The sequence below is a fragment of the Phycicoccus jejuensis genome (assembly GCF_044797865.1).
GTDB classification, from domain to species: domain Bacteria; phylum Actinomycetota; class Actinomycetes; order Actinomycetales; family Dermatophilaceae; genus Phycicoccus; species Phycicoccus jejuensis.
In genome coordinates, this window is the sequence record NZ_CP085209.1 from 3,830,966 (window position 1) to 3,851,114 (window position 20,149).

The 20,149-nt window shown below is 74.9% G+C and carries 19 protein-coding genes and 1 pseudogene; 6 read left to right on the forward strand and 14 right to left on the reverse strand.

What is annotated here, in order from left to right:
* Nucleotides 1-90 precede the first annotated feature (90 nt).
* From nuoE to LG324_RS18205, 6 genes and pseudogenes are all read right to left on the reverse strand, one after another.
* Nucleotides 91-903: pseudogene (gene nuoE, locus LG324_RS18180) on the reverse strand (NADH-quinone oxidoreductase subunit NuoE); the annotation flags it as partial.
* Nucleotides 903-2,276, reverse strand: a complete 1,374-nt coding sequence (locus LG324_RS18185) for an NADH-quinone oxidoreductase subunit D (RefSeq protein ID WP_404350220.1) — start codon at nucleotides 2,274-2,276, stop codon at nucleotides 903-905. The gene LG324_RS18185 and the pseudogene nuoE, both read right to left, overlap by 1 nt.
* The gene (locus LG324_RS18190) at nucleotides 2,276-3,106 is read right to left on the reverse strand and encodes an NADH-quinone oxidoreductase subunit C (RefSeq protein WP_084696536.1); all 831 of its coding nucleotides are present in this window, start codon (nucleotides 3,104-3,106) and stop codon (nucleotides 2,276-2,278) included. Before LG324_RS18190 ends, LG324_RS18185 begins: the two co-directional genes overlap by 1 nt.
* Nucleotides 3,103-3,702: an NADH-quinone oxidoreductase subunit B family protein gene (locus tag LG324_RS18195; RefSeq protein WP_030526705.1), complete on the reverse strand. Its 600-nt coding sequence runs from the start codon at nucleotides 3,700-3,702 to the stop codon at nucleotides 3,103-3,105. The genes LG324_RS18190 and LG324_RS18195 overlap by 4 nt, the downstream gene beginning before the upstream one ends.
* Nucleotides 3,703-3,742: 40 nt before the next feature.
* Nucleotides 3,743-4,105, reverse strand: coding sequence for an NADH-quinone oxidoreductase subunit A (locus tag LG324_RS18200; RefSeq protein WP_030526704.1), 363 nt, complete (start codon nucleotides 4,103-4,105; stop codon nucleotides 3,743-3,745).
* A gap of 246 nt (nucleotides 4,106-4,351) precedes the next feature.
* Complete coding sequence (locus LG324_RS18205; protein WP_207022491.1) at nucleotides 4,352-5,056, reverse strand: demethylmenaquinone methyltransferase; 705 nt, start codon at nucleotides 5,054-5,056, stop codon at nucleotides 4,352-4,354.
* A 60-nt stretch (nucleotides 5,057-5,116) separates the two neighbouring features.
* Here LG324_RS18205 and LG324_RS18210 point away from each other — a divergent pair, with 60 nt between their 5' ends.
* Nucleotides 5,117-6,436: an isochorismate synthase MenF gene (locus LG324_RS18210; RefSeq protein WP_404350223.1), complete on the forward strand. Its 1,320-nt coding sequence runs from the start codon at nucleotides 5,117-5,119 to the stop codon at nucleotides 6,434-6,436.
* Nucleotides 6,437-6,577: 141 nt separating this feature from the next.
* Here LG324_RS18210 and LG324_RS18215 read toward each other — a convergent pair whose 3' ends face one another.
* Genes LG324_RS18215 through LG324_RS18230 form a run of 4 tightly spaced genes read right to left on the reverse strand, consistent with a single transcriptional unit; the run spans nucleotide 6,578 to nucleotide 11,023 of the window.
* Nucleotides 6,578-7,813: a geranylgeranyl reductase family protein gene (locus tag LG324_RS18215; RefSeq protein WP_404350225.1), complete on the reverse strand. Its 1,236-nt coding sequence runs from the start codon at nucleotides 7,811-7,813 to the stop codon at nucleotides 6,578-6,580.
* Between the two features lie 47 nt (nucleotides 7,814-7,860).
* Nucleotides 7,861-9,591: a 2-succinyl-5-enolpyruvyl-6-hydroxy-3-cyclohexene-1-carboxylic-acid synthase gene (gene menD, locus LG324_RS18220; RefSeq protein WP_404350227.1), complete on the reverse strand. Its 1,731-nt coding sequence runs from the start codon at nucleotides 9,589-9,591 to the stop codon at nucleotides 7,861-7,863.
* Nucleotides 9,588-10,763 (reverse strand): hypothetical protein, encoded by a 1,176-nt coding sequence (locus LG324_RS18225; protein ID WP_404350229.1) that lies wholly within the window; start codon nucleotides 10,761-10,763, stop codon nucleotides 9,588-9,590. Before LG324_RS18225 ends, menD begins: the two co-directional genes overlap by 4 nt.
* Nucleotides 10,760-11,023 carry a hypothetical protein gene (locus LG324_RS18230; protein ID WP_404350231.1) on the reverse strand — a complete coding sequence of 88 codons (264 nt, stop codon included), beginning with the start codon at nucleotides 11,021-11,023 and terminating at the stop codon, nucleotides 10,760-10,762. Before LG324_RS18230 ends, LG324_RS18225 begins: the two co-directional genes overlap by 4 nt.
* A 136-nt stretch (nucleotides 11,024-11,159) precedes the next feature.
* Between LG324_RS18230 and LG324_RS18235 the strand changes: the two genes are divergently transcribed.
* Nucleotides 11,160-12,557, forward strand: coding sequence for a mycothione reductase (locus LG324_RS18235; protein ID WP_404350233.1), 1,398 nt, complete (start codon nucleotides 11,160-11,162; stop codon nucleotides 12,555-12,557).
* Between the two features lie 27 nt (nucleotides 12,558-12,584).
* On the opposite strand, the gene LG324_RS18240 is transcribed toward LG324_RS18235, so the two are convergent.
* The 3 genes from LG324_RS18240 to LG324_RS18250 form a co-directional block, all read right to left on the reverse strand.
* On the reverse strand, nucleotides 12,585-13,358 hold the full coding sequence (locus tag LG324_RS18240; protein ID WP_404350234.1) for a VOC family protein: 774 nt from the start codon (nucleotides 13,356-13,358) through the stop codon (nucleotides 12,585-12,587).
* Nucleotides 13,355-14,296 carry an o-succinylbenzoate synthase gene (locus LG324_RS18245; RefSeq protein ID WP_404353162.1) on the reverse strand — a complete coding sequence of 314 codons (942 nt, stop codon included), beginning with the start codon at nucleotides 14,294-14,296 and terminating at the stop codon, nucleotides 13,355-13,357. Before LG324_RS18245 ends, LG324_RS18240 begins: the two co-directional genes overlap by 4 nt.
* An 89-nt stretch (nucleotides 14,297-14,385) precedes the next feature.
* Complete coding sequence (locus LG324_RS18250) at nucleotides 14,386-15,657, reverse strand: Nramp family divalent metal transporter (protein ID WP_404350236.1); 1,272 nt, start codon at nucleotides 15,655-15,657, stop codon at nucleotides 14,386-14,388.
* Between the two features lie 68 nt (nucleotides 15,658-15,725).
* On the opposite strand from LG324_RS18250, the gene LG324_RS18255 reads away from it, so the two are divergent.
* Both LG324_RS18255 and LG324_RS18260 read left to right on the forward strand, forming a co-directional pair.
* On the forward strand, nucleotides 15,726-16,673 hold the full coding sequence (locus LG324_RS18255) for a 1,4-dihydroxy-2-naphthoyl-CoA synthase (protein ID WP_030526693.1): 948 nt from the start codon (nucleotides 15,726-15,728) through the stop codon (nucleotides 16,671-16,673).
* Between the two features lie 27 nt (nucleotides 16,674-16,700).
* Entirely contained in the window at nucleotides 16,701-18,131 is a 1,431-nt protein-coding gene (locus LG324_RS18260) for a short-chain fatty acid transporter (protein WP_404350238.1), read from the forward strand.
* Nucleotides 18,132-18,142: 11 nt separating this feature from the next.
* Here the strand turns inward: LG324_RS18260 and LG324_RS18265 are convergent, their stop codons facing one another.
* Entirely contained in the window at nucleotides 18,143-18,598 is a 456-nt protein-coding gene (locus LG324_RS18265; protein WP_404350240.1) for a hypothetical protein, read from the reverse strand.
* A 103-nt stretch (nucleotides 18,599-18,701) separates the two neighbouring features.
* Here LG324_RS18265 and menE point away from each other — a divergent pair, with 103 nt between their 5' ends.
* Nucleotides 18,702-19,862: an o-succinylbenzoate--CoA ligase gene (gene menE, locus LG324_RS18270; protein WP_404350242.1), complete on the forward strand. Its 1,161-nt coding sequence runs from the start codon at nucleotides 18,702-18,704 to the stop codon at nucleotides 19,860-19,862.
* A 4-nt stretch (nucleotides 19,863-19,866) separates the two neighbouring features.
* The gene (locus tag LG324_RS18275) at nucleotides 19,867-20,148 is read left to right on the forward strand and encodes a PLDc N-terminal domain-containing protein (protein ID WP_404350244.1); all 282 of its coding nucleotides are present in this window, start codon (nucleotides 19,867-19,869) and stop codon (nucleotides 20,146-20,148) included.
* The last annotated feature ends 1 nt before the right edge of the window (nucleotide 20,149 follow it).

The following is a 20,149-nucleotide window of genomic DNA, read 5'->3' on the forward strand; positions in this document are numbered from 1 at the left end:
CCTCGCGTCGCCCTCGTGCTTCTCGCCGGGGGTGTCGTCGGTCTCGTCACGCTGCGCGGCGGGCTCGGCCTTGTCGGCCTTGACGTCGTCGCTGGCCGGCGTGGTCTCGGTGCTGCCCGGGGCCTCGTCGGTGGCGGTGGGTGCGGACCCGGAGCCGTGCGCGGAGGAGGAGGCGTGCGCCCCCTCGCCCTCGGGGGCGCTCCAGCCGTTGCGCCGGGCGATCTCGAGGCCGAGGAGCGAGGCCGGACCGGCGCCCACGCCCTCGTCGGCGAGCCCGTCGGAGAAACCGGCGAGCGTGCGGCTGACCTGCTTGAAGGTGCACAGGCGGTTCGGGCCGCGGGTGGGGCGGACCTCCTTGCCGGCGCGCAGGTCGTCGACGAGCTCCTTGGTGGAGTCCGGCGTCTGGTTGTCGAAGAACTCCCAGTTCGCCATGACGACCGGCGCGTAGTCGCACGCGGCGTTGCACTCGACGCGCTCGAGGGTGATCTTGCCGTCCTCGGTCGTCTCGTCGTGGCCGATCCCGAGGTGCTCCGAGACGGCGTCCCAGATCTCGTCGCCGCCCATGACCGCGCAGAGGGTGTTGGTGCAGACGCCGATCGTGTACTCGCCGTTGGGGTGGCGCTTGTACTGCGTGTAGAACGTCGCGACCCCGCTGACCTCGGCGGTCGTCAGGTCGAGCAGCTCCGCGCACAGGTCGATGCCCCGACCGGTGACGTAGCCGTCGACCGACTGCACGAGGTGCAGCAGCGGCAGGAGCGCCGAGCGCTTCTGCGGGTAGCGGGCGATGACCTCCGCGGCGTCGGCGCGGAAGGTCGCCTCGACGTCGGCGGGGTAACGCTCCTTGGACTCCTCGGGCACCGTGAGGTGACCGGAAGCGGACTGCAGACCGAAGTCGCCGGCCATCAGCGGTCGACACCTCCCATGACGGGGTCGATGGAGGCGACGGCGACGATGACGTCGGCGACCTGCGAGCCTTCGCACATCGCGGCCGTGGCCTGGAGGTTGTTGAAGCTCGGGTCGCGGAAGTGCGCCCGGTAGGGGCGGGTGCCGCCGTCGGAGACGGTGTGGCAGCCCAGCTCGCCCTTCGCGGACTCCACCGCGACGTAGGCCTGGCCCGGGGGGACCCGGAAGCCCTCGGTGACGAGCTTGAAGTGGTGGATCAGCGCCTCCATCGAGGTGCCCATGATCTCGCGGATGTGGTCGAGGCTGTTGCCCTGGCCGTCGCCGCCGACCGACAGCTGCGCCGGCCACGCGATCTTCTTGTCCTCGACCATGACCGGCTGGCCGTCAGTGCGCTGGAGGCGCTCGAGGCACTGCTCGACGATCTTCAGCGACTCGTACATCTCGTCGATGCGGATGCGCAGGCGGTCGTAGGCGTCGCAGCCGGTGCGGGTGACGACCTCGAAGTCGTAGGTCTCGTACCCGCAGTACGGCGTGGCCTTGCGCAGGTCGTGCGGCAGGCCGGTCGAGCGCAGCACCGGGCCGGTGACGCCGAGGGCGATGCAGCCGGTGAGGTCGAGGTAGCCGACGCCGACGGTGCGGCCCTTGAGCAGCGGGTTCTCGTTGAGGAGCTTCTCGAGCTCACCGAGGCCGGTGCGCAGCTCGGCGATCACCTCGCGGACCATGTCGACCGCGCCGTGGGGGACGTCCTGCGCCACGCCGCCGGGGCGGATGTAGGCGTTGTTCATCCGCAGGCCGGTGATGGCCTCGAAGACGCGCAGGATGCGCTCGCGCTCGCGGAAGCCGACGGTCATGACCGTCGTCGCGCCCATCTCCATGCCACCGGTGCCGAGGGCGACGAGGTGGGAGTTGACGCGGGTGAGCTCCATCATCATGACGCGGATGATCGAGGCGCGCTCCGGGATCCGGTCCTCGATGCCGAGCAGGCGCTCGACCGAGAGGCAGTAGGCCGCCTCCTGGAACATCGGGGTCAGGTAGTCCATCCGGGTGCAGAACGTCACGCCCTGCGTCCAGGTGCGGAACTCCATGTTCTTCTCGATGCCGGTGTGCAGGTAGCCGATGCCCGCGCGGGCCTCGGTCACCGTCTCGCCGTCGAGCTCGAGGATGAGCCGGAGCACGCCGTGGGTCGACGGGTGCTGCGGGCCCATGTTGACGACGATCCGCTCCTCGTGGAGGGCGGTGGCCTCGTCGACGAGGTCGTTCCAGTCGCCGCCGGAGACGGTGAAGACGCGCGCGCCCTCGGTGTCGTCGTCGACGGATGCGCCGTAGGGGTCGGTGAGGTCCTCGGCGACGGTGTCGTGCTCGTGGGTCGTCATCAGCTGTACGCCCTCCGCTGGTCCGGCGGCGGGACGGTGCCGCCCTTGTACTCGACGGGGATGCCGCCGAGGGGGTAGTCCTTGCGCTGCGGGTGGCCCGGCCAGTCGTCGGGCATGAGGATGCGGGTCAGGGCCGGGTGGCCGTCGAACTCGATCCCGAACATGTCCCAGGTCTCGCGCTCGTGCCAGTCGTTGCCCGGCCAGATGCTCACGAGCGAGGGCACGTGCGCGTCGTCGTCGGGGCAGGTGACCTCGAGGCGGACCCGGCGGCTGCCGTGGGTGATCGACAGCAGCGGGTAGACGACGTGGAGCTCGCGCCCGGTCTCGCCGGGGTAGTGGACGCCGGAGGCGCCCATGCACATCTCGAAGCGCAGGCCCGGGTGGTCGCGCAGGACGCGGGCGACCTCGAGGAGGTGCTCGCGCCGAACGAAGACGGTCATCTCGCCGCGGTCGACGACGACCTTCTCGACGGCGGCGCCGAGACCGGGGCCGGCCTCGAGGGCGGTGCCGAGGAGGTCGGCGACCTCGTCGTAGTAGCCGCCGTACGGGCGGGGGGAGGCGCCGGGCAGGAGCGTCGGGGTGACGAGGCCGCCGTAGCCCGTGGTGTCCTGGCCGCGGGTCGCGCCGAACATGCCGCGCCGCTCACCGATCTGCACCGGCTCGGAGTCGGCGCCGGCGAGCTCGACGACGCGGCCGCCGCCGGTGTGCTGCGCGGTGTCGGACGAGCGGGGGTCGTCGTCGGTGCGGGTGGCCGCGGTGTCGAGGGCCTTGTCGGGCACCGGGGCGCCCTCGCCGCTCTCGAGGTGCTTGGGGTCCTTGGCGTCGCTCATGCGAGGAGGTTCTTCCCGGCCGGCGCCGCGAGGTGCGCGAGGTGGTCGTGGGTCGGCGCCATGAGCGAGGTCGGGGTGGCGCGCAGGGCGGCCTCCTCGGCGGCGCGGGCGGCGGCGACGCGGTTGACGCCGAGCTTGCTGTTCTGGATCTGGTCGTGGAGCTCGATGATCGCGTTGAGCAGCATCTCGGGGCGCGGCGGGCAGCCTGGCAGGTAGATGTCGACCGGGATGACGTGGTCGACGCCCTGGACGATGGCGTAGTTGTTGAACATGCCGCCCGAGGAGGCGCAGACGCCCATCGAGATGACCCACTTGGGGTTCGGCATCTGGTCGTAGACCTGGCGGACGACGGGAGCCATCTTCTGGCTGACCCGCCCGGCGACGATCATCAGGTCCGCCTGGCGCGGCGTGGCCGAGAACCGCTCCATGCCGAAGCGGGCGATGTCGTAGTCGGGCGTGCCGACGGCCATCATCTCGATCGCGCAGCAGGCGAGCCCGAAGGTCGCCGGCCAGATCGAGGCCTTGCGCATGTACCCGGCGACGTTCTCGAGCGTCGTCAGGACGAACCCTGCGGGCAGCTTCTCCTCGAGTCCCATCACGCCTCCTCGGCGGTGTTGACGGTTGTGCGGGCGGTGCTCAGTCCCACTCGAGCCCACCCCGCTTCCAGACGTAGGCGTAGGCGACGAACACCGTGATGATGAACAGGACCATCTCGACGAGGGCGAACAGGCCCAGCTGGTCGAAGGCCACGGCGAACGGGTAGAGGAAGACCGACTCGATGTCGAAGATGATGAAGAGCATCGCGGTCAGGAAGTACTTGATCGGCACGCGCCCGCCGCCGGCGGCGCGGGGCGTCGGCTGGATGCCGCACTCGTAGGCCTCGAGCTTGGCGCGGTTGTAGCGCTTCGGTCCGACGACCAGGCTCGTCCCCACCGACAGCGCCGCGAAGCCGAAGCCGAGCGCCAGGAGGATGAGGAGGGGGACGTAGGGGTTGCTCATCGCGGGCGAACTCCCCTTTCGCTGCTCGGGTGCGACGGGTGGTCGACGGGCGCCGGGGCCGCACACGGCGTCCCCGCCATCCTAGGGGCGTTGACCGACGGCGCACCCAGGGGCGTCTCGCCCCCGGCCACGGCGCGTCGAGACGCGCGGTCAGTGCAGGTCACAGGTCCCTCGGATGCTTGTGAACGTGTTCACGAACGGTCGGAAGTCTAGGACGCGCCTCGCGGCGCCCGAACTGAGGTCTGCCTAACCCTCGACGACCGGCTTGGTCGCGCGGTGCAGGGCGACGATCCCACCGCTCAGGTCGCGCCACTGGACGGCCCCCCAGCCGGCGTCCGCCACCTGCCGGGCGAGACCCCGCTGGTCCGGCCAGGCCTGGATGGACTCGGCGAGGTAGACGTAGGAGTCGGGGTTGGAGCTGACCGCGCGGGCGATCCGCGGCAGCGAGCCCATGAGGTAGGTCGAGTAGACGCGGCGGAAGGCCTTGTTGGTCGGGCTGCTGAACTCGCAGACCACGAGGCGGCCTCCGGGCCTGGTCACCCGGAGGAACTCGCGCAGGGCGACGGACGGCTCGGCGACGTTGCGCAGGCCGAAGCTCATCGTCACGACGTCGAAGGAGTCGTCGGCGAAGGGCAGGCGCATCGCGTCGGCGGCGGTGAACCCGAGGTCCGAGCGGCGCCGGTGGCCGACGCGGAGCATCCCGAGGGAGAAGTCGGCCGGGACGACGTCGACGCCGGAGTCGGCGAACGGCTCGCTGCTCGTGCCGGTGCCGGCGGCGATGTCGAGGACGCGCTGGCCGGGTCTCGCGTCGCACGCGGCGACGACGGCCCGGCGCCACAGCCGGTCCTGGCCGAGGGAGAGGACGTCGTTCGTCACGTCGTAGCGGTCGGCGACGTCGTCGAACATCGACGCGACGTCGCGGGGGTCCTTCTCGAGGGAGGCGCGGGACATGGTGGCCATCCTCCCACCGATGCCGGAGGGCCCCGCACCGCGCCGTATCGTTGTCTGCTGATGACCTCGCTCCCCGCGGGCCGGCCGGCCCCCTCCGCACCGGCGGTGCACGCCCCGGCGGCCCCCCTCGTGGCCCGGACCGTGCCGCTGGACGCCGCGCTCGCCGCGGACCTGCTGGCCGTCCTCCCGGCGGGCGGCCCGACCGACGCGTGCTCCTGGGTGCGCCGCGGCGAGGGCCTCGTCGGGTGGGGCCGCGCCGCGTCGCACGTCGCCGTCGGGCCCGACCGGTTCGGCGAGCTCGAGCGCTGGTGGAGCGGGTTCGTCGACGGCGCCGTCGTGCGCGACGAGGTCGACCTGCCCGGCACCGGCCCGGTGGCCTTCGGGTCCGTCGCCTACGCCGCCGGGTCGGCCGAGGGCGGCACGCTCGTCGTCCCCGAGGTCGTCGTCGGACGTCGCGGCGAGGTCGCCTGGCTGACGACGATGAGCGCCGGCGCCGCCGTCCCCGGCGCGGCCGAGGTCGCCCCGCAGCCGGCGCCCCCGCGCCCCGTCGACGTCGCCTTCTCCGACGGCGCGCTCTCCCCCGCCGACTGGTCCGCCGCCGTCGCGACCGCCGTCGCGCGCATCACCGCCGGCGAGCTCGACAAGGTCGTGCTCGCCCGCGACCTCGGCGTGACCACCCGCTCGCCGCTCGACGTCCGCTGGCTGCTGCACCGGCTCGCGGAGCGCTACGACACGACGTGGGTCTTCGCGGTCGACGGCCTCGTCGGCGCGACGCCCGAGCTGCTCGTGCGCCGCGAAAAGGGGCTCGTGACGTCGCGGGTGCTCGCGGGGACCATCCGGCCGACCGGGGACGACGCCCACGACCTCGCGCTCGCGGCGTCGCTGGCCCGCTCGTCGAAGGACCTCGAGGAGCACGAGTACGCGGTGCGGTCCGTGGCCGACGCGCTGGCGCCGCACTGCTCGTCGATGAACGTGCCCGAGGCGCCCTTCGTCCTGCACCTGTCCAACGTCATGCACCTGGCCACCGACGTGGCCGGGGTGCTCGTCGACGACACCTCGTCGCTGACCCTCGCGGCCTCGCTCCATCCCTCCGCGGCCGTGTGCGGCACGCCGCGGCTCGTCGCCGACGACGTCATCACCGAGCTCGAGCACATGGACCGCGGGCGCTACGCCGGCCCGGTCGGGTGGATCGACGCCGCCGGCGACGGCGAGTGGGGCATCGCCCTGCGGTGCGGGGCGGTCGACCGGGACGACGCCTCGCGGATGCGGCTGTTCGCCGGCTGCGGCATCGTCGCGGGGTCCGACCCCGACGACGAGCTCGCCGAGTCCTCGGCCAAGCTCGTGCCGATGCGCGACGCCCTCACCGCCGACGCCCCCTGATCGCGGCCCCTTCGCGTCGAGTGCGGAAGCGGCAGCCCCGGCGACCGCCTGCGCCCTCGACTCCACGGGGTCTCGCGTCGAGTGCGGAAGCGGCGGCCCCGGCGACCGCCTGCGCCCTCGACTCCGCGGGGTCGGGGTCGGTCAGGTGAAGGGCGGGCGGGCGTCGACGGCGACCGAGCGCCGGCCGGCCCAGCGCCAGATGCGCGCGGAGGCGTCGCGGTCCTCGTCCGTGATGAGGTTGCCCATCCAGCGCAGCGCGAGCGTCATCAGCCAGTCGCTGCGCATGCCGACCGGGCCGAGGGCGGCGAGCGTGCGCGGCACCGTGAAGATCGCCGCCATCCGCCGGGCGATGGAGAACGCCTCGCCGTAGTGGTCGCGCAGCAGCGCGGGCCACACGGTCACGAGGTCGTCGTCGAGGTGCAGCGCCGCGAGCCGGCCGGTCTCGAGGCCGTAGTCGATGCCCTCGCCGTTGAGCGGGTTGACGCACGCGGCGGCGTCGCCGACGAGCGCCCAGTTCGGTCCGGCGACGTTCGACACGGCGCCGCCCATCGGCAGGAGCGCGCTCGTCGGCATCCGCTGCTCGCCGGTCAGCCCGAAGTCGGCGCGGCGCTCGTCGGTGTACCGGCGCATGAGCGGCTTGATGGCGACCTCCGCCGGGCGGCGGGTCGTGGCCAGCGTGCCGACGCCGACGTTCACCTGCCCCCCGCCGAGCGGGAAGATCCAGCCGTAGCCGGGCAGCGCCTCGCCGGCGTCGCCGCGCAGCTCGAGGTGGCTGGAGATCCACGGGTCGTCGGCCCGGTCGGAGTCGACGTAGCAGCGGCCGGCGACGGCGTAGACGGTGTCCTTGTGCCACTCGCGGCCGAGGACCTTGCCCAGGCCCGAGCGCACCCCGTCGGCGACGACGAGGCGCTCGCACTCGATCTCGTGGGTGCTGCCGTCGTCGCGGCGGAAGGTGACCGACCGGACGCGGCCGCCCTCGAGCGAGGCGTCGACCGCCTTGGCGCCCTCGACGCCGGTCGCGCCGGAGTCGAGCGCGGCCTCGCGGATACCGGCGTCGAGCTCGGTCCGCGGCACGGCCGAGCCGTGCGACGGCAGCGTGCCCCCCGGCCAGGGCAGGTGCAGCGTCTGGCCGAAGCCGTGCGCGCGCAGGCCCTGGTTGACGGTGTGCGAGCGCACCCAGTCGCCGAGGCCGAGCCGGTCGAGCTCGGCGACCGCGCGCGGGGTCAGCCCGTCGCCGCAGGTCTTGTCACGCGGGAAGGTGGCGGCGTCGGCGAGCACGACGTCACGGCCGGCGCGCGCGGCCCAGGCCGCGGCGGAGGCGCCCGCGGGGCCGGCGCCGACGACGAGGACGTCGGTACGGGTGGGGGTGGTCGGCACGGGTCGATTCTCGCAACCGCGGGCGCCGTGGCCGAATCGGCCCCCGGTCAGCTGTCGAGGGTGCGGGCGGCGAGCGCCCGGAGCGCGGCGTGCGCGTCGCGATGGGTCGAGCGGTCGAGGCGGACCTCGACGACGCGCAGCCCGTCGGGGCGGCGGGCGACGGCGGCGGCGAGCGCCTCGCGGTCGGCGACGCGCTCGTGGGCGACCCCGTGCGCCCGGCACACGGCGGCGAGGTCGGTACCGGTCGGCGTCCCGAAGACGCGCTCGAACGAGTCCGCACGCTCGGGCGCCCCGTGCTCGAGGGTGGTGAAGATGCCGCCGCCGTCGTCGTTGACGACGACGAGCGTGAGGTCGGGGCGCGGCTCGTGGGGTCCGACCAGCAACCCGTTGGCGTCGTGGAGGAAGGTCAGGTCCCCGAGCAACGCGTGGGTCGGGCGGCCGGTCCCGAGGGCGACGCCCACGGCCGTCGAGACGACGCCGTCGATGCCCGCCAGCCCGCGGTTGGCGTGGACCCGGACGCCGACGTGCGGGTCACCGGTGCGACCGGCCGTCGCGAGGTCGAGGTCGCGCACCGGGTTGGACGAGCCGAGGACGAGGACCCCGTCGGCGGGGAGGGCGTCGTGGACCACCGCCGCGACCGCGAGGCCGCTCGGCCAGGGCAGGCCCTGCGCGGCGACGGCCTCGGCGAGCCGGCGGCCGGCCTCGTGCCACGACCGCGCCCAGTCGCCGGGGGGGACGGGGTCGGCACCCGCGTCCGCGTGCAGGGCCGCCAGGGGATGGACCACCGCCGCCACGTGCGAGGGGTCGGGCCACGTGGTCGCCCCGGTGACGACCTCGACCCGCACCCCCGGCCGGCGGAGCACGGCCGCCACCGGCCGGGCGAGGGTGATTCGTCCGACGACGAGGACGCGCTCGGGCAGGTGCGCGTCGACCCACCCGGTGGCGGTGAGCAGGAGAGGACCGTGCGGCAGCGTGGCCGCCCGCGCGGACGGACCGGCGAACGGTTCCGCGACGACCGGGTACCCGCGCGAGGCCGCCCAGGCGACGGCCTCGTCGCCACCGCCCCCCGGCAGGTCGCCGACCACGACGAGGGTGCGCTCGACGTGCTCGATGCTCCCTGCCGGCGCCGTGGCGACCGCGGGCCGCACCGCGGTCCACGGCCCGTCGTCCGGCCGCCCGGTGAGGTGCTCCGGCAGCGGCTCGGGCCCTCCGGCCCCGGGCGCCAGCGGGTCGCGGAAGGCGACGTCGAGGTGGACCGGCCCGGGCTCGCCGCCGGTCGAGCCCTGCGCCGCGGCGAGCCCCCGGCAGACCGTGGCCCGCCACCAGGCGCCCCGGCCGTCGCCGTCCACCGGGACGGCGTCGGGGGCGGGCACGTCGGCCTCCCAGCGCACGGCACCGGAGAGCATCCCCGGCTGGCGGGTCGTCTGGTTCGCGCCGCTCCCCCGCAGCTCGTGCGGGCGGTCGGCCGACACGACGACGAGGGGCACGCCGGTGTGGGAGGCCTCGAGGACGGCCGGGTGGAGGTTCGCCACCGCGGTGCCGGAGGTCGTGACGACGGGCACCGGGCGGCCGGAGCCCTTCGCGAGCCCCAGCGCGAGGAAGCCCGCCGACCGCTCGTCGACCCGCACGTGCAGCCGCAGCCGACCCGCCCGGTCGGCCGCGAGCAGCGCGTAGGCGAGCGGGGCCGAGCGCGAGCCCGGCGCGAGGACGGCGTCGCGGACCCCGCCGCGCACGAGCTCGTCGACGAGCACGGTGGCGAGCGCGGTGGAGGGGGTCACGGGCCGCGATTCTGCCAGCCGGCCCCGGGCGGTGTCCGGGCCCCGCGCGTGACGGCGACCTCGCTGACCCCGAGCACCGGCCGCCCGAGCACGGACCCCGCGGACGCCTGCCACGCGCGCAGGCCCGGCACGGCGCCGAGGGGCGCTCCGGCCGCCGCTCTCACCGTGCGCTCGTAGCCGTCGAGTCCGTGGCGGGCCACGTCGACCGGCGGGCCGGCGCCGACCCGCAGCGTGAGCCAGGACGCACGCGCCGGGTTGGGGGCGAGGTCGAGCGCCGGCACCGGGTCGTCGGCGTGCTCGACGGACAGGACGCGCACGTCCTCCGGTATCTCCACGAGCCCGATGGGTGCGCCGGTGGTCAGGACGTGGGTGACCCGGTGCCCGCGCCGGAAGCCGTCGTCGGCCGCGAGGGACGCGGCGTGCAGGCCACCCTGGCTGTGCCCGACGAGGACCACCGGCTCGGTCGCGAGCGCACCCGGCGGCAGCGCCCGGCGGCGGGCGGACGCCGCGCGGGCCGCGTCGAGCGCGGCCACGACGCCGGCCCCGGCGAGCGTCGCGTCCCCGGTGACCGCCGCGAGGTCGGTCGTCAGGTCGAACGGCTGCGGCCCGGCCCGGGGGGACCACGACTGCGTGCCCGGCACGACGACGACCCAGGCCGACCCGCCGCCCGGCGCCGCGACCTCGACGACCCGCACCCGCCCGCCGTCGAGCCCGTCGCCGAGGGCCACGAGGTCGCCGGGGCCGGCGAGCGTGCGGGGCGTCCACCGCGGCGGCACCCGCTCCACCACTACCCGGGCGCCGGTCTCGTCGAACCACCCGACCGAGGCGGCCCGTGCGACCCCGGAACGCACCCCCGCGAGCGCCGCCGCCGCGAGGTCCTCGGCCCCGGCGTACGCCACGGCCGCGAGCCGCAGCCGGACCGCCAGAACGTCGAGCGCGAGCGCCTCGCCCCACAGGCCGGCCGGGCCCGCCACCCGCGCGGCGTCGGCCTCGACCCCGACCCACGCGCCGAGCACGCCGACCCCGGGCAGCCCGCCCCCGCCCACGCCGGACGCCAGCCGGGCCGCCCCACCGGCGACGGCCGACCCCTCGTCGCGCAGGACCTCGGCCGTCGACGCCAGCGCACCGGCCCAGGCCAGCAGGGCCTCGGACCGCACGGCCACCCGCGTCACGAGGCCCTCCCCAGCCCGTCGTCGGCCGAGGCCCGCAGCGCCGACGCGAGCGCGCGCAGCGAGCGTGCCAGCCACGCGAGCTCGTCGGCGAGGGCCACCAGCCGGGCGCGACGCGTGTCCACCGACGCGCGCAGGGCGTCCGCCGCCGGGCCCTCCCACCACTCGCCGGACGACCGCGTCAGGCCGCCCGCGCGCACCCCGACGACCTCGACCGCCTCCTCGACCCGCCGGGCCAGCGCCTCCACCTCCGCCACGTCCACCGCGGCCTCCTCCCGTCTCGCCTGCGCCAACCCCACCCCACGGGCCCGTCCCCGCACCAGCACCGGCGCCCGGTCTGTGGACGAGCGCCCGCGCACCGGCGCCCTGTGGATGAGCGGCACCACGTAGCGTGGCGCCATGCCCCACCACGACCTCGTGATCATCGGCAGCGGCTCGGGCAACTCGCTCCTCACCCCGGAGCTCGAGGGCCTCGACGTCGCGATCGTCGAGAAGGGGACCTTCGGGGGGACCTGCCTCAACGTCGGCTGCATCCCCACGAAGATGTTCGTCCTGCCCGCCGACCGCGTCGTCGAGGCCGAGGACGCCCACCGGCTCGGCGTCACCTTCGACCCGCCGCAGGTCGACTGGCCGGCCATCCGCGACCGCGTCTTCGGCCGGATCGACCCGATCTCGCACGGCGGCGAGGACTACCGCGCCGGCCAGGAGAACGTCGCCCTCTACCGCTCCCGGGCGCGCTTCACCGGCCCCCGGACCCTCGTCCTCGACTCCGGCGAGGAGGTCACCGCCGAGCGCGTCGTCGTCGCCGCCGGCAGCCGGCCCGTCGGCCTCGCCCTCGACGGCCTGACCGGCGCCGACCCCGCGAACGGCGTGCACACCTCCGACACCGTCATGCGCCTGGACGCCCTGCCCGCACGGATGGCCGTCGTCGGCGGCGGCTTCGTGGCCTGCGAGATGGCCCACGTCTTCTCGGCGCTCGGCGTCCACGTGACGCAGGTGCAGCGCTCGGGCCGGCTGCTCATGGCCGAGGAGTTCGAGGTCTCCGAGCGCTACACCGAGGTCGCGCGCTCGCGCTACGACGTGCGCCTGTCGACGACCGTCACGAGCGCCGAGCACGTCTCGGGCGTCTGGCGGCTGGGCACCGAGGGGCCCGAGGGCGCCGCGCACGTCGAGGCCGAGGTCGTGCTCCTCGCCGTCGGCCGCCGCCCCAACAGCGACCTCCTCGATGCCGTCACGGGCGGGCTCGACACCCACCCCGACGGGCGGCTCGTCGTCGACCGGCAGGGGCGCACGAGCGTCCCGCGCGTCTGGGCGCTCGGTGACATCAGCTCCGAGCACCAGCTGAAGCACGTCGCCAACGGGGAGGCGCGGATCGTCGCGCACAACCTCGCGGTCGACCTCGGCCGGCTCGACGGCCCGCCGCACGAGGCCGACGACCGGCCGGTGCCCCACGCCGTCTTCGGCCACCCGCAGGTCGCCTCGTTCGGCCCGACGGCGGCGCAGCTGGAGTCCGACGGCACCGAGTTCGTCACGTACACGCAGAAGGTCGGCGACGTCGCCTACGGCTGGGCGCTCGAGGACACCACCGGGGTCCTGACCCTCCACGCGACCCCGGACGGCCGCCTCCTCGCGGCGCACATGGTCGGGCCGCAGGCGTCGAGCATCGTCCAGCCCCTCGTCCAGGCGGCGAGCTTCGGCCAGCACGTGCACGACGTCGCGCGCGGGCAGTACTGGATCCACCCCGCCCTCGCCGAGGTCGTCGAGAACGCGCTGCTCGGGCTGCCGCTCGAGCGCTGAGCGCGGCCGGCAGGACCGGCGCGGACGTCAGCGCGCCGGGCTCGGCGGACGGTCGGTGAGGCAGTGCACGCGGCCGACCGGGTCGAGCAGCACCGTCCAGAACGAGCGCTCCTCGAGCACCACGGCGCCGGCGGCGACGTGCCGCGCGGTGTCCGCGGCCCGGTCCGCGCACGCGAGGTCGACGTGCCCGCGCACCTCGCCGTCCTCCTCGCCGAGGGTCTGCAGGAGGATGCGCACCGGCATCGCGGCGCCGGCGCTGACCGACGCGTACCGGGGCTCGTCGGAGGCCCGCCAGGTCCATCCGGTCAGCCTCTGCCAGTACGTGTTCTCCGCCTCCCACCGCGAGCGCGGCACGTCGAGGCAGCACTGGTCGAGGATGCTGGTCAGCCCGTCGCGTGGCTGGCCCCGACGGCCGGCCCGACCGTCCCACGTCGTGAGGCAGTGGACGAACCCTCCGGGCGAGCGCAGGACGACGACGGTGTCGCCGATGGCGCCCACGCGCGTGGCGCCGAGCGCCTCGGCCCGCGCGGCGGCGAGGTGCACGTCCTCGACATCGAGGTCGAGGTGCACTCCCCCGCGCCCCGAGCCGACGGCCTGCAGCTTGACCCACGGGTCGCCGTGCACCGGTGCGAGGGTGGCGAACTCGTCACGCTCGCCGCGGCGGTCGACGACCTCCTGCCCGGTCACCTCGGACCAGAAGGCCCAGGACCGCTCGGCGTCGGCCACGGGGGTGTCGAGGAAGAGCCAGACCCACCGGACGGCCGCGCCGTCGGGGACCTCGTCGTTCGTGGCTCCGGTCATGCGGGTGCTCCCGTCAGGTGGTCGTGGGCGGCCGCGACGCGCTCGCGCCACCAGTCGGTCCGTTCCCGGGGCGCCGCCCATCGCTCGAGCAGCCCCGGGTCGGCGGCGACGCGGCGCACCGGCAGCGCGCCGCCGGCGGGCCGCATCGGCTCGGTCGTCACGTCGCCGGCGAGCAGGGCCACCGTGCCGAGCCCGCACGCGAACGGCAGCTCGGGGAGGGCCGCGGCGAGCGCCACGCCGGCGGCCATCCCGACGCTCGTGTCGAGCGCGGACGACACGACCGCGGGCAGCCCGCAGGCCTCGACGACCTCGAGCGCCTGCCGCACGCCACCGAGCGGCGCCACCTTGACGACGACGACGTCCGCGGCCTCGAGGTCGCGCACGCGCAGCGGGTCGGACGCCTTGCGGATGGACTCGTCGGCCGCGACCGGGACGTCGAGCCCGCGACGGCCGAGCAGGAGCCGCAGGTCGCGCAGCTCCTCGACCGTGGCGCACGGCTGCTCCGCGTACTCGAGGTCGTACCGGGCCAGCCGGCCGAGGACCTGCGCGGCCTCCTCGACCCCCCAGCCCCCGTTGGCGTCGACCCGGACGCGGCCGCTGCGCCCGAGGACGGACCGTACGGCGGCGACCCGGTCGACGTCGGCGGCGGACGGCTGGCCGCGCTCGGCGACCTTGACCTTCGCGGTCGTGCAGCCCGGGAAGCGGGCGAGGACCCCGGCCACCTCGTCGGGCGCGACGGCGGGGACGGTGGCGTTGACGGGCACGCTGTCGCGCAGCGGCTCCGGCCATCCCGTCCACGCGGCCTCGATCCCGGCGGCCAGCCAGCGCGCCGCCTCGGCCGGCCCGTACTCGAGGAAGGGTGCGAACTCCCCCCACCCGCGGGGCCCCCGCAGGAGCGCCGCCTCGCGGACGAGGACCCCCCGGAAGGGGACCCGCATCGGGACGGCGACGACGTGGAGGCCGGCGAGGACCTCCGGCAGGGCTGCGACCGTCACCGCACCACCGTAGGACGGACCGCGTGCCGCGGTCAGTCGCCCGTGACGACCTTCACGAGCTCGTTGGCCGCGAGCGCGACGAAGGCGACGGCGGTGATCCCCATCCAGAGGTTCGACCACCACTTGTTGCGCCACTCGCGCGGGACCCGGTCGGTGTTGAGCAGCCAGATGAGCGTCACGGCGAGGAACGGCATGAAGAACGCCCCGAGGACGCCGTAGGCGAGCAGCAGCCAGACGGGGCGGCCGACGAGGATGAGCGCGATCGGCGGCAGGGTCAGCCAGAGGATGTACGCGCGGTACCAGCGGCCGCCGATGCCGCGCTCGGGCGCGTCCTCGGGCAGCTTGCGGACGTGGCCGACGAAGTCGGCGAACATCAGGCTGACGCCGTTCCAGACACCGAGGAGCGAGGACATCGCGGCGGCCCAGAAGCCGACGAGGAAGACCTTGCTCGCCCACGTGCCGTAGCGGTCGTCGAGGACGTTCGCGAGGTCGAGGAGCCCCTGGTCGCCGGTCTGCACGGCGATCTTCGCGGAGTAGAGCAGCTCGGCCCCGACGATGAGCGTGGCGACGACGAAGATCCCGGTGACGATGTAGGCGACACGGTTGTCGAGACGCATGACGCGCATGAACCGAGGTGTCGTCCAACCCTTCTCGCGGATCCAGTAGCCGTAGGCCGCGAGCGTGATGGTGCCGCCGACGCCGCCGGCGACCGACAGCACGTTGACGACCGACCCGGCGGGCACGGTCGGCACCAGCCCGACGAGCAGGTCCGGGACGTTGGGGACGGTCAGCACCGCTGCGCCGACGACGGTGACGAACATCAGGCCGACGAGCGCGGCGCAGAGCTTCTCGAAGAGCTCGTACCGGCCGAACCAGACGAGCAGGGCGCCGACCACGCCGGACCCGATGCCCCACACCGGGACCGACACGGCGGGGAAGAGCGAGTGCAGCGGGAGCCCCGTGCCGGCCATCGCCGCCGCGCCGTAGACGAAGCCCCAGACGACGATGTACGGCCCGAAGTAGAACGTCGTCCAGCGGCCGAGACTCGACCATCCCTCGTAGATCGTCGAGCCCGTCGCGAGCGTCCACCGGCCGGCGCCCTCGACGAGGACGATCTTCATGAGGCAGCCGACGACGACGGCCCACAGGAGGGCGTAGCCGTACTTCTGCCCGGCGATGAGGGTGGCGACGAGGTCGGCCGCCCCGACGCCGGTGGCGGCGACCACGAGGCCCGGCCCGACGAGGCGCCATCGCGGCGAGGAACCGGACTCGGACTGCTGGGGCGGCAAGGTCGCCGTCGACATGCGTCCTCACCCTGCCGGACGAGGCAGCCCGTCGGGGCTTTGCGCGCTGCCCGGCTAGCCTTGCCGCCGTGAGCGCGATCCCCGGAGTCAGCGAGACCTTCGACCCCTCGGCCTGGGAGGACGTGCCCGGCTTCGAGGACCTCACCGACGTCACGTACCACCGCGCGGTCGGGCTCGGTTGTGTCCGAGTCGCGTTCGACCGGCCCGAGGTGCTCAACGCGTTCCGGCCGCACACCGTCGACGAGCTGTACCGCGTCCTCGACCACGCCCGCCGCACCGCCGACGTCGGCGTCGTCCTCCTGACCGGCAACGGCCCGACGCCGCGCGAGGGCCAGTCGGCGCGCACGGCCGGCTGGGCGTTCTGCACCGGCGGCGACCAGCGCATCCGCGGCCGCTCGGGCTACCAGTACGCCGAGGGCGAGACCGCCGACACCGTCGACGAGCGCCGGGTCAAGGCCGAGGGCGGGCGGTTGCACATCCTCGAGGTGCAGCGGCTGATCCGCACCATGCCGAAGGTCGTCGTGGCCGTCGTGGGCGGCTGGGCGGCCGGCGGCGGGCACAGCCTCCACGTCGTCTGCGACCTCACCGTCGCCTCCCGCGAGAACGCCCGATTCAAGCAGACCGACGCCGACGTGGGCTCGTTCGACGGCGGCTACGGCAGCGCCTACCTCGCGAAGATGGTGGGGCAGAAGTTCGCCCGCGAGATCTTCTTCCTCGGCCGCGAGTACACCGCCGAGGACATGCACCGGATGGGCGCGGTCAACATCGTCGCCGACCACGCCGAGCTCGAGGCCACCGCGCTCGGGCTCGCCCGCGACGTGATGTCGAAGTCGCCGCAGGCGCAGCGGATGCTCAAGTTCGCCTTCAACCTGCTCGACGACGGGCTGATGGGCCAGCAGGTGTTCGCCGGCGAGGCCACCCGGCTCGCGTACATGACCGACGAGGCCGTCGAGGGCCGCGACCAGTTCCTGGAGAAGCGCGACCCCGACTGGTCGCCCTTCCCCTGGTACTTCTGAGACCCGACCCCTGACGCGAGGACGACCATGTCGACGACGACCGCTCCCACGACCGACGAGCGCGGGCTCGCCCGCGTCGCCCAGACCTTCGCCGCGTTCACCGAGAAGTGGTTCCCCGACGCGTGGGTCTTCGCCGCGCTCGGTGTCGTCATCGTCTCGGTCGCCGCGCTGGCCAACGGGTCCACGCCGGCCGCCGTCGTCGAGACCTTCGGCACCGGCTTCTGGGACCTGACGGCCTTCACGCTCCAGATGGCGATGGTCGTCCTCACCGGCTACGTCGTGGCGACCGCTCCCCCGGTGGCCCGGCTCATCGAGGCGCTGGCCCACCTGCCCAACGACCCCCGCCGCGCGGTGGCGTTCGTCGCGTTCCTGTCGATGAGCGTCTCGCTGCTCAACTGGGGCCTGTCGTTGATCTTCGGCGGCCTGCTCGCCCGGGCCGTCGCCCGCCGCGAGGACCTCAGCGTCGACTACCGCGCGCTCGGTGCCGCCGCGTTCATGGGCCTGGGCGCCGTCTGGGCGCTGGGCCTCTCGTCGTCGGCCGCCCAGCTCCAGGCGACGCCGGCCTCGCTGCCCGCCCCGCTGCTCGAGATCACCGGCGTCCTCGACTTCGGGAAGACCATCTTCACCTGGCAGTCGATGGTCTCGGCGCTGCTCCTCATCGTCCTGACCACCGTCATCGCGTGGGCCTCGTGCCCCCGAGGCGCGTCGGTGCGCACGGCGCAGGACATGGGCATCGACACCGAGGACCTGCCCGAGGCGCCCCCGGAGCGCGAGCGCCCCGGCGAGTGGCTCGAGTACTCGCGCGTGCTGCCGGTCCTGCTCGGGGTCATCACGCTCGGCTGGCTCGTCGGGCAGCTGCTCGAGAAGTCCGCGGTCGCGGTGCTCAGCAGCCTCAACGGCTACCTGCTCGTCTTCCTCGTCCTCGGGCTCGTCCTGCACGGCACGCCGCGGCGCTTCCTCATGGCCGTCCAGAAGGCCGTGCCCGCGACGGCCGGCATCCTCGTCCAGTTCCCGCTCTACGCGGCGATGGCGGCCGTCCTCACCAAGGCCGAGGGCCGCGGCGGCGAGACCCTCTCGGACCACCTGTCCTCGATCTTCACCTCGTTCGGCGGGGGCGGCGGGTTCGCCGTCGCGCTGGCCGTCTACACCGCCGTGCTCGGCATCCTCGTGCCCTCCGGCGGCGGCAAGTGGCTCGTCGAGGCCCCGTACGTGATGCAGGCCGCCACCGACGTGCAGATGAACCTCGGCTGGACCGTCCAGATCTACAACATGGCGGAGGCGCTGCCCAACCTCGTCAACCCGTTCTTCATGCTGCCGCTGCTCGCCGTGCTCAAGCTGCGCGCCCGTGACCTCGTCGGGTTCACGTTCCTGCAGTTCGCGATCCACCTGCCGGTGGTGCTGCTGCTCGTGTGGCTGCTGGGCAACACCTTCGACTTCGTGCCCGCCGTCCAGCCGTAACCGGCGCTCCCTCAGCCGGACCCGCCGAGGTCGACGTCGTAGGCGGCGTAGACGAGGTCGGACCCGCGCTGACGGTGGCGCACGAGGCGGCCGAGCAGCTGCGTCGCCGCCTCGCGGTGGATCCGGACGGCGTCCTCGTCGGCGAGCCCGTCGTCGCGCTCGTCGAGGAGCCGCTCGACCTCGGCGACGACCTCGACGTGGTCGACGAGCTGGCGGGCCACGTCGTGCGCCAGCCGCGGGGCGCGGGTGCGCAGGTCCGCGTAGAGGCCGTCGGGCGCCTCCGTCAGCGCGACGTGGTCGCGCAGGTCGTGGGCGAGCTCGGTCAGGGCGGCGCGCACCCGGCGCCGCCACACCGGCCCGAGCCCGACCGGCAGCGCGAGCGCCGCGTCGAGGGCGGCCATCGACTCCCCGAGCTCGGCGCGGTGCGCGCGCAGGCGCTCAAGGTCCGTCGTCGTGGTCCCGAGCATCCGGCCACCTCCTCGCGCTCGCCCCATGGTCCCGCGGGACGCCGCGGATGACCAGCCCGGGGCGGCGGCCGGGCGGCGCGCTGCGGCTGGGTACGGTGACCGCATGGACGTCGAGCCGCTGCCCGTGCCCGCGGGCGAGGAGGCCGTCGCGGTCCTCCCCCGGCTGCGCCGGGCCCTCGCCGGCGGCGGCGCGGTCGCGCCCTACGTCGCCGGGTCGCAGCCCCCGCAGCTGCCCGCGCGGGCGGCCGCGGCCGACGACCTCGCCGTCGTCGTGGGCACCTCCGGCTCCACCGGCGCACCGAAGCTCGCGATGCTCGGGGCATCTGCGCTGGGCGCGAGCGCCCGCGCCACCCACGAGCGGCTCGGGGGTCCCGGCCAGTGGCTGCTCACCCTGCCCGCCGGCCACGTCGCCGGCCTCCAGGTCCTCCTGCGCGGCCTCGACGCCGACACCGAGCCGGTCGCCACGGACCTCTCCGCCGGCTTCATCCCCGGCGCCTTCGTCGCGGCCGTGCGGCGGATGGACCCCCGCCACCGCCACTACACCTCGCTCGTGCCCACCCAGCTCGTCCGGCTGCTCGCCGACCCCGCCGCGACCCACGCCCTGACCACGCTGCACGGCGTCCTCGTCGGGGGCGCCGCCACTCCCCCGGTGCTGCGCCGCCGGGCCGAGGCCGCGGGCGTCCGCGTCCTCACGACCTACGGGATGAGCGAGACGTGCGGCGGCTGCGTCTACGACGGCACCGCCCTGCGCGGCGCGGAGGTCCGCCTCGACGACGACGGGCGCATCCGGCTCGGAGGCGCCACGCTCGCGCACGGCTACCTCGGGCGGCCGGACCTCACCTTCCGCGCCTTCGAGGTCGACCCCGACGGCTCGCGCTGGTACCGCACCGACGACGCCGGGCACCTCGACGACGACGGCCGGCTGCACGTGGACGGCCGGCTCGACGACCTCGTGACGACCGGCGGGCTCAAGGTCGCGCCCCGCGTCGTCGAGGAGGCCGCCCTCGAGCACGTCCCCGGCGTCCTCGAGGCCGTCGTCGTCGGTACGCCGGACCCGGAGTGGGGTCAGGCGGTCAGCCTCCTCGTCGTTCCGGCCCCCGACGCGCGGCCGCTCTCGCTCGCCGAGGTCCGCGACCTCCTGCGCCCCCACCTGCCGGCGCACGCCCTGCCGCGGCGTGTCACCGCGGCGGGCGCCGTCCCCCTGCGCGGGCCGGGCAAGCCGGACCGGGCCGCCGTGGCCGCGCTCTTCCCCGTGGGAGGATGACGGGGTGCTGCGGTTCCTGCCCGTCGTCCTCAGCCTCGCGCTGACGATCTGGACCCTCGTCGACTGCATCCAGACCGACGACGGGTCCGTCCGGAACCTGCCCAAGATCGCCTGGATGCTCCTCATCCTCCTCTTCCCGGTCGTCGGGCCGGTCGCCTGGCTCGTCGCCGGGCGCCCTGCCGGGCCTCTCCTCCGGGGCGGTCGGCCGGGCCGCGGCACTCCCGGGCCGACGCGGCGCCCGCCGCGCGGCCCCGACGACGACCCCGACTTCCTCAAGGGACTCTGAC

What these genes read in the sequence shown, in the direction of transcription:
- LG324_RS18200 (WP_030526704.1), bottom strand. Translation starts at nt 4,105, where the DNA reads ATGAGCAACCCCTACGTCCCCCTCCTCATCCTCCTGGCGCTCGGCTTC.
- LG324_RS18210 (WP_404350223.1), top strand. Translation starts at nt 5,117, where the DNA reads ATGACCTCGCTCCCCGCGGGCCGGCCGGCCCCCTCCGCACCGGCGGTG.
- LG324_RS18260 (WP_404350238.1), top strand. Translation starts at nt 16,701, where the DNA reads ATGTCGACGACGACCGCTCCCACGACCGACGAGCGCGGGCTCGCCCGC.
- LG324_RS18205 (WP_207022491.1), bottom strand. Translation starts at nt 5,056, where the DNA reads ATGTCCCGCGCCTCCCTCGAGAAGGACCCCCGCGACGTCGCGTCGATG.
- LG324_RS18245 (WP_404353162.1), bottom strand. Translation starts at nt 14,296, where the DNA reads ATGCGGGTCCCCTTCCGGGGGGTCCTCGTCCGCGAGGCGGCGCTCCTG.
- LG324_RS18250 (WP_404350236.1), bottom strand. Translation starts at nt 15,657, where the DNA reads ATGTCGACGGCGACCTTGCCGCCCCAGCAGTCCGAGTCCGGTTCCTCG.
- LG324_RS18235 (WP_404350233.1), top strand. Translation starts at nt 11,160, where the DNA reads ATGCCCCACCACGACCTCGTGATCATCGGCAGCGGCTCGGGCAACTCG.
- LG324_RS18185 (WP_404350220.1), bottom strand. Translation starts at nt 2,276, where the DNA reads ATGACGACCCACGAGCACGACACCGTCGCCGAGGACCTCACCGACCCC.
- LG324_RS18240 (WP_404350234.1), bottom strand. Translation starts at nt 13,358, where the DNA reads ATGACCGGAGCCACGAACGACGAGGTCCCCGACGGCGCGGCCGTCCGG.
- LG324_RS18195 (WP_030526705.1), bottom strand. Translation starts at nt 3,702, where the DNA reads ATGGGACTCGAGGAGAAGCTGCCCGCAGGGTTCGTCCTGACGACGCTC.
- LG324_RS18265 (WP_404350240.1), bottom strand. Translation starts at nt 18,598, where the DNA reads ATGCTCGGGACCACGACGACGGACCTTGAGCGCCTGCGCGCGCACCGC.
- menE (WP_404350242.1), top strand. Translation starts at nt 18,702, where the DNA reads ATGGACGTCGAGCCGCTGCCCGTGCCCGCGGGCGAGGAGGCCGTCGCG.
- LG324_RS18190 (WP_084696536.1), bottom strand. Translation starts at nt 3,106, where the DNA reads ATGAGCGACGCCAAGGACCCCAAGCACCTCGAGAGCGGCGAGGGCGCC.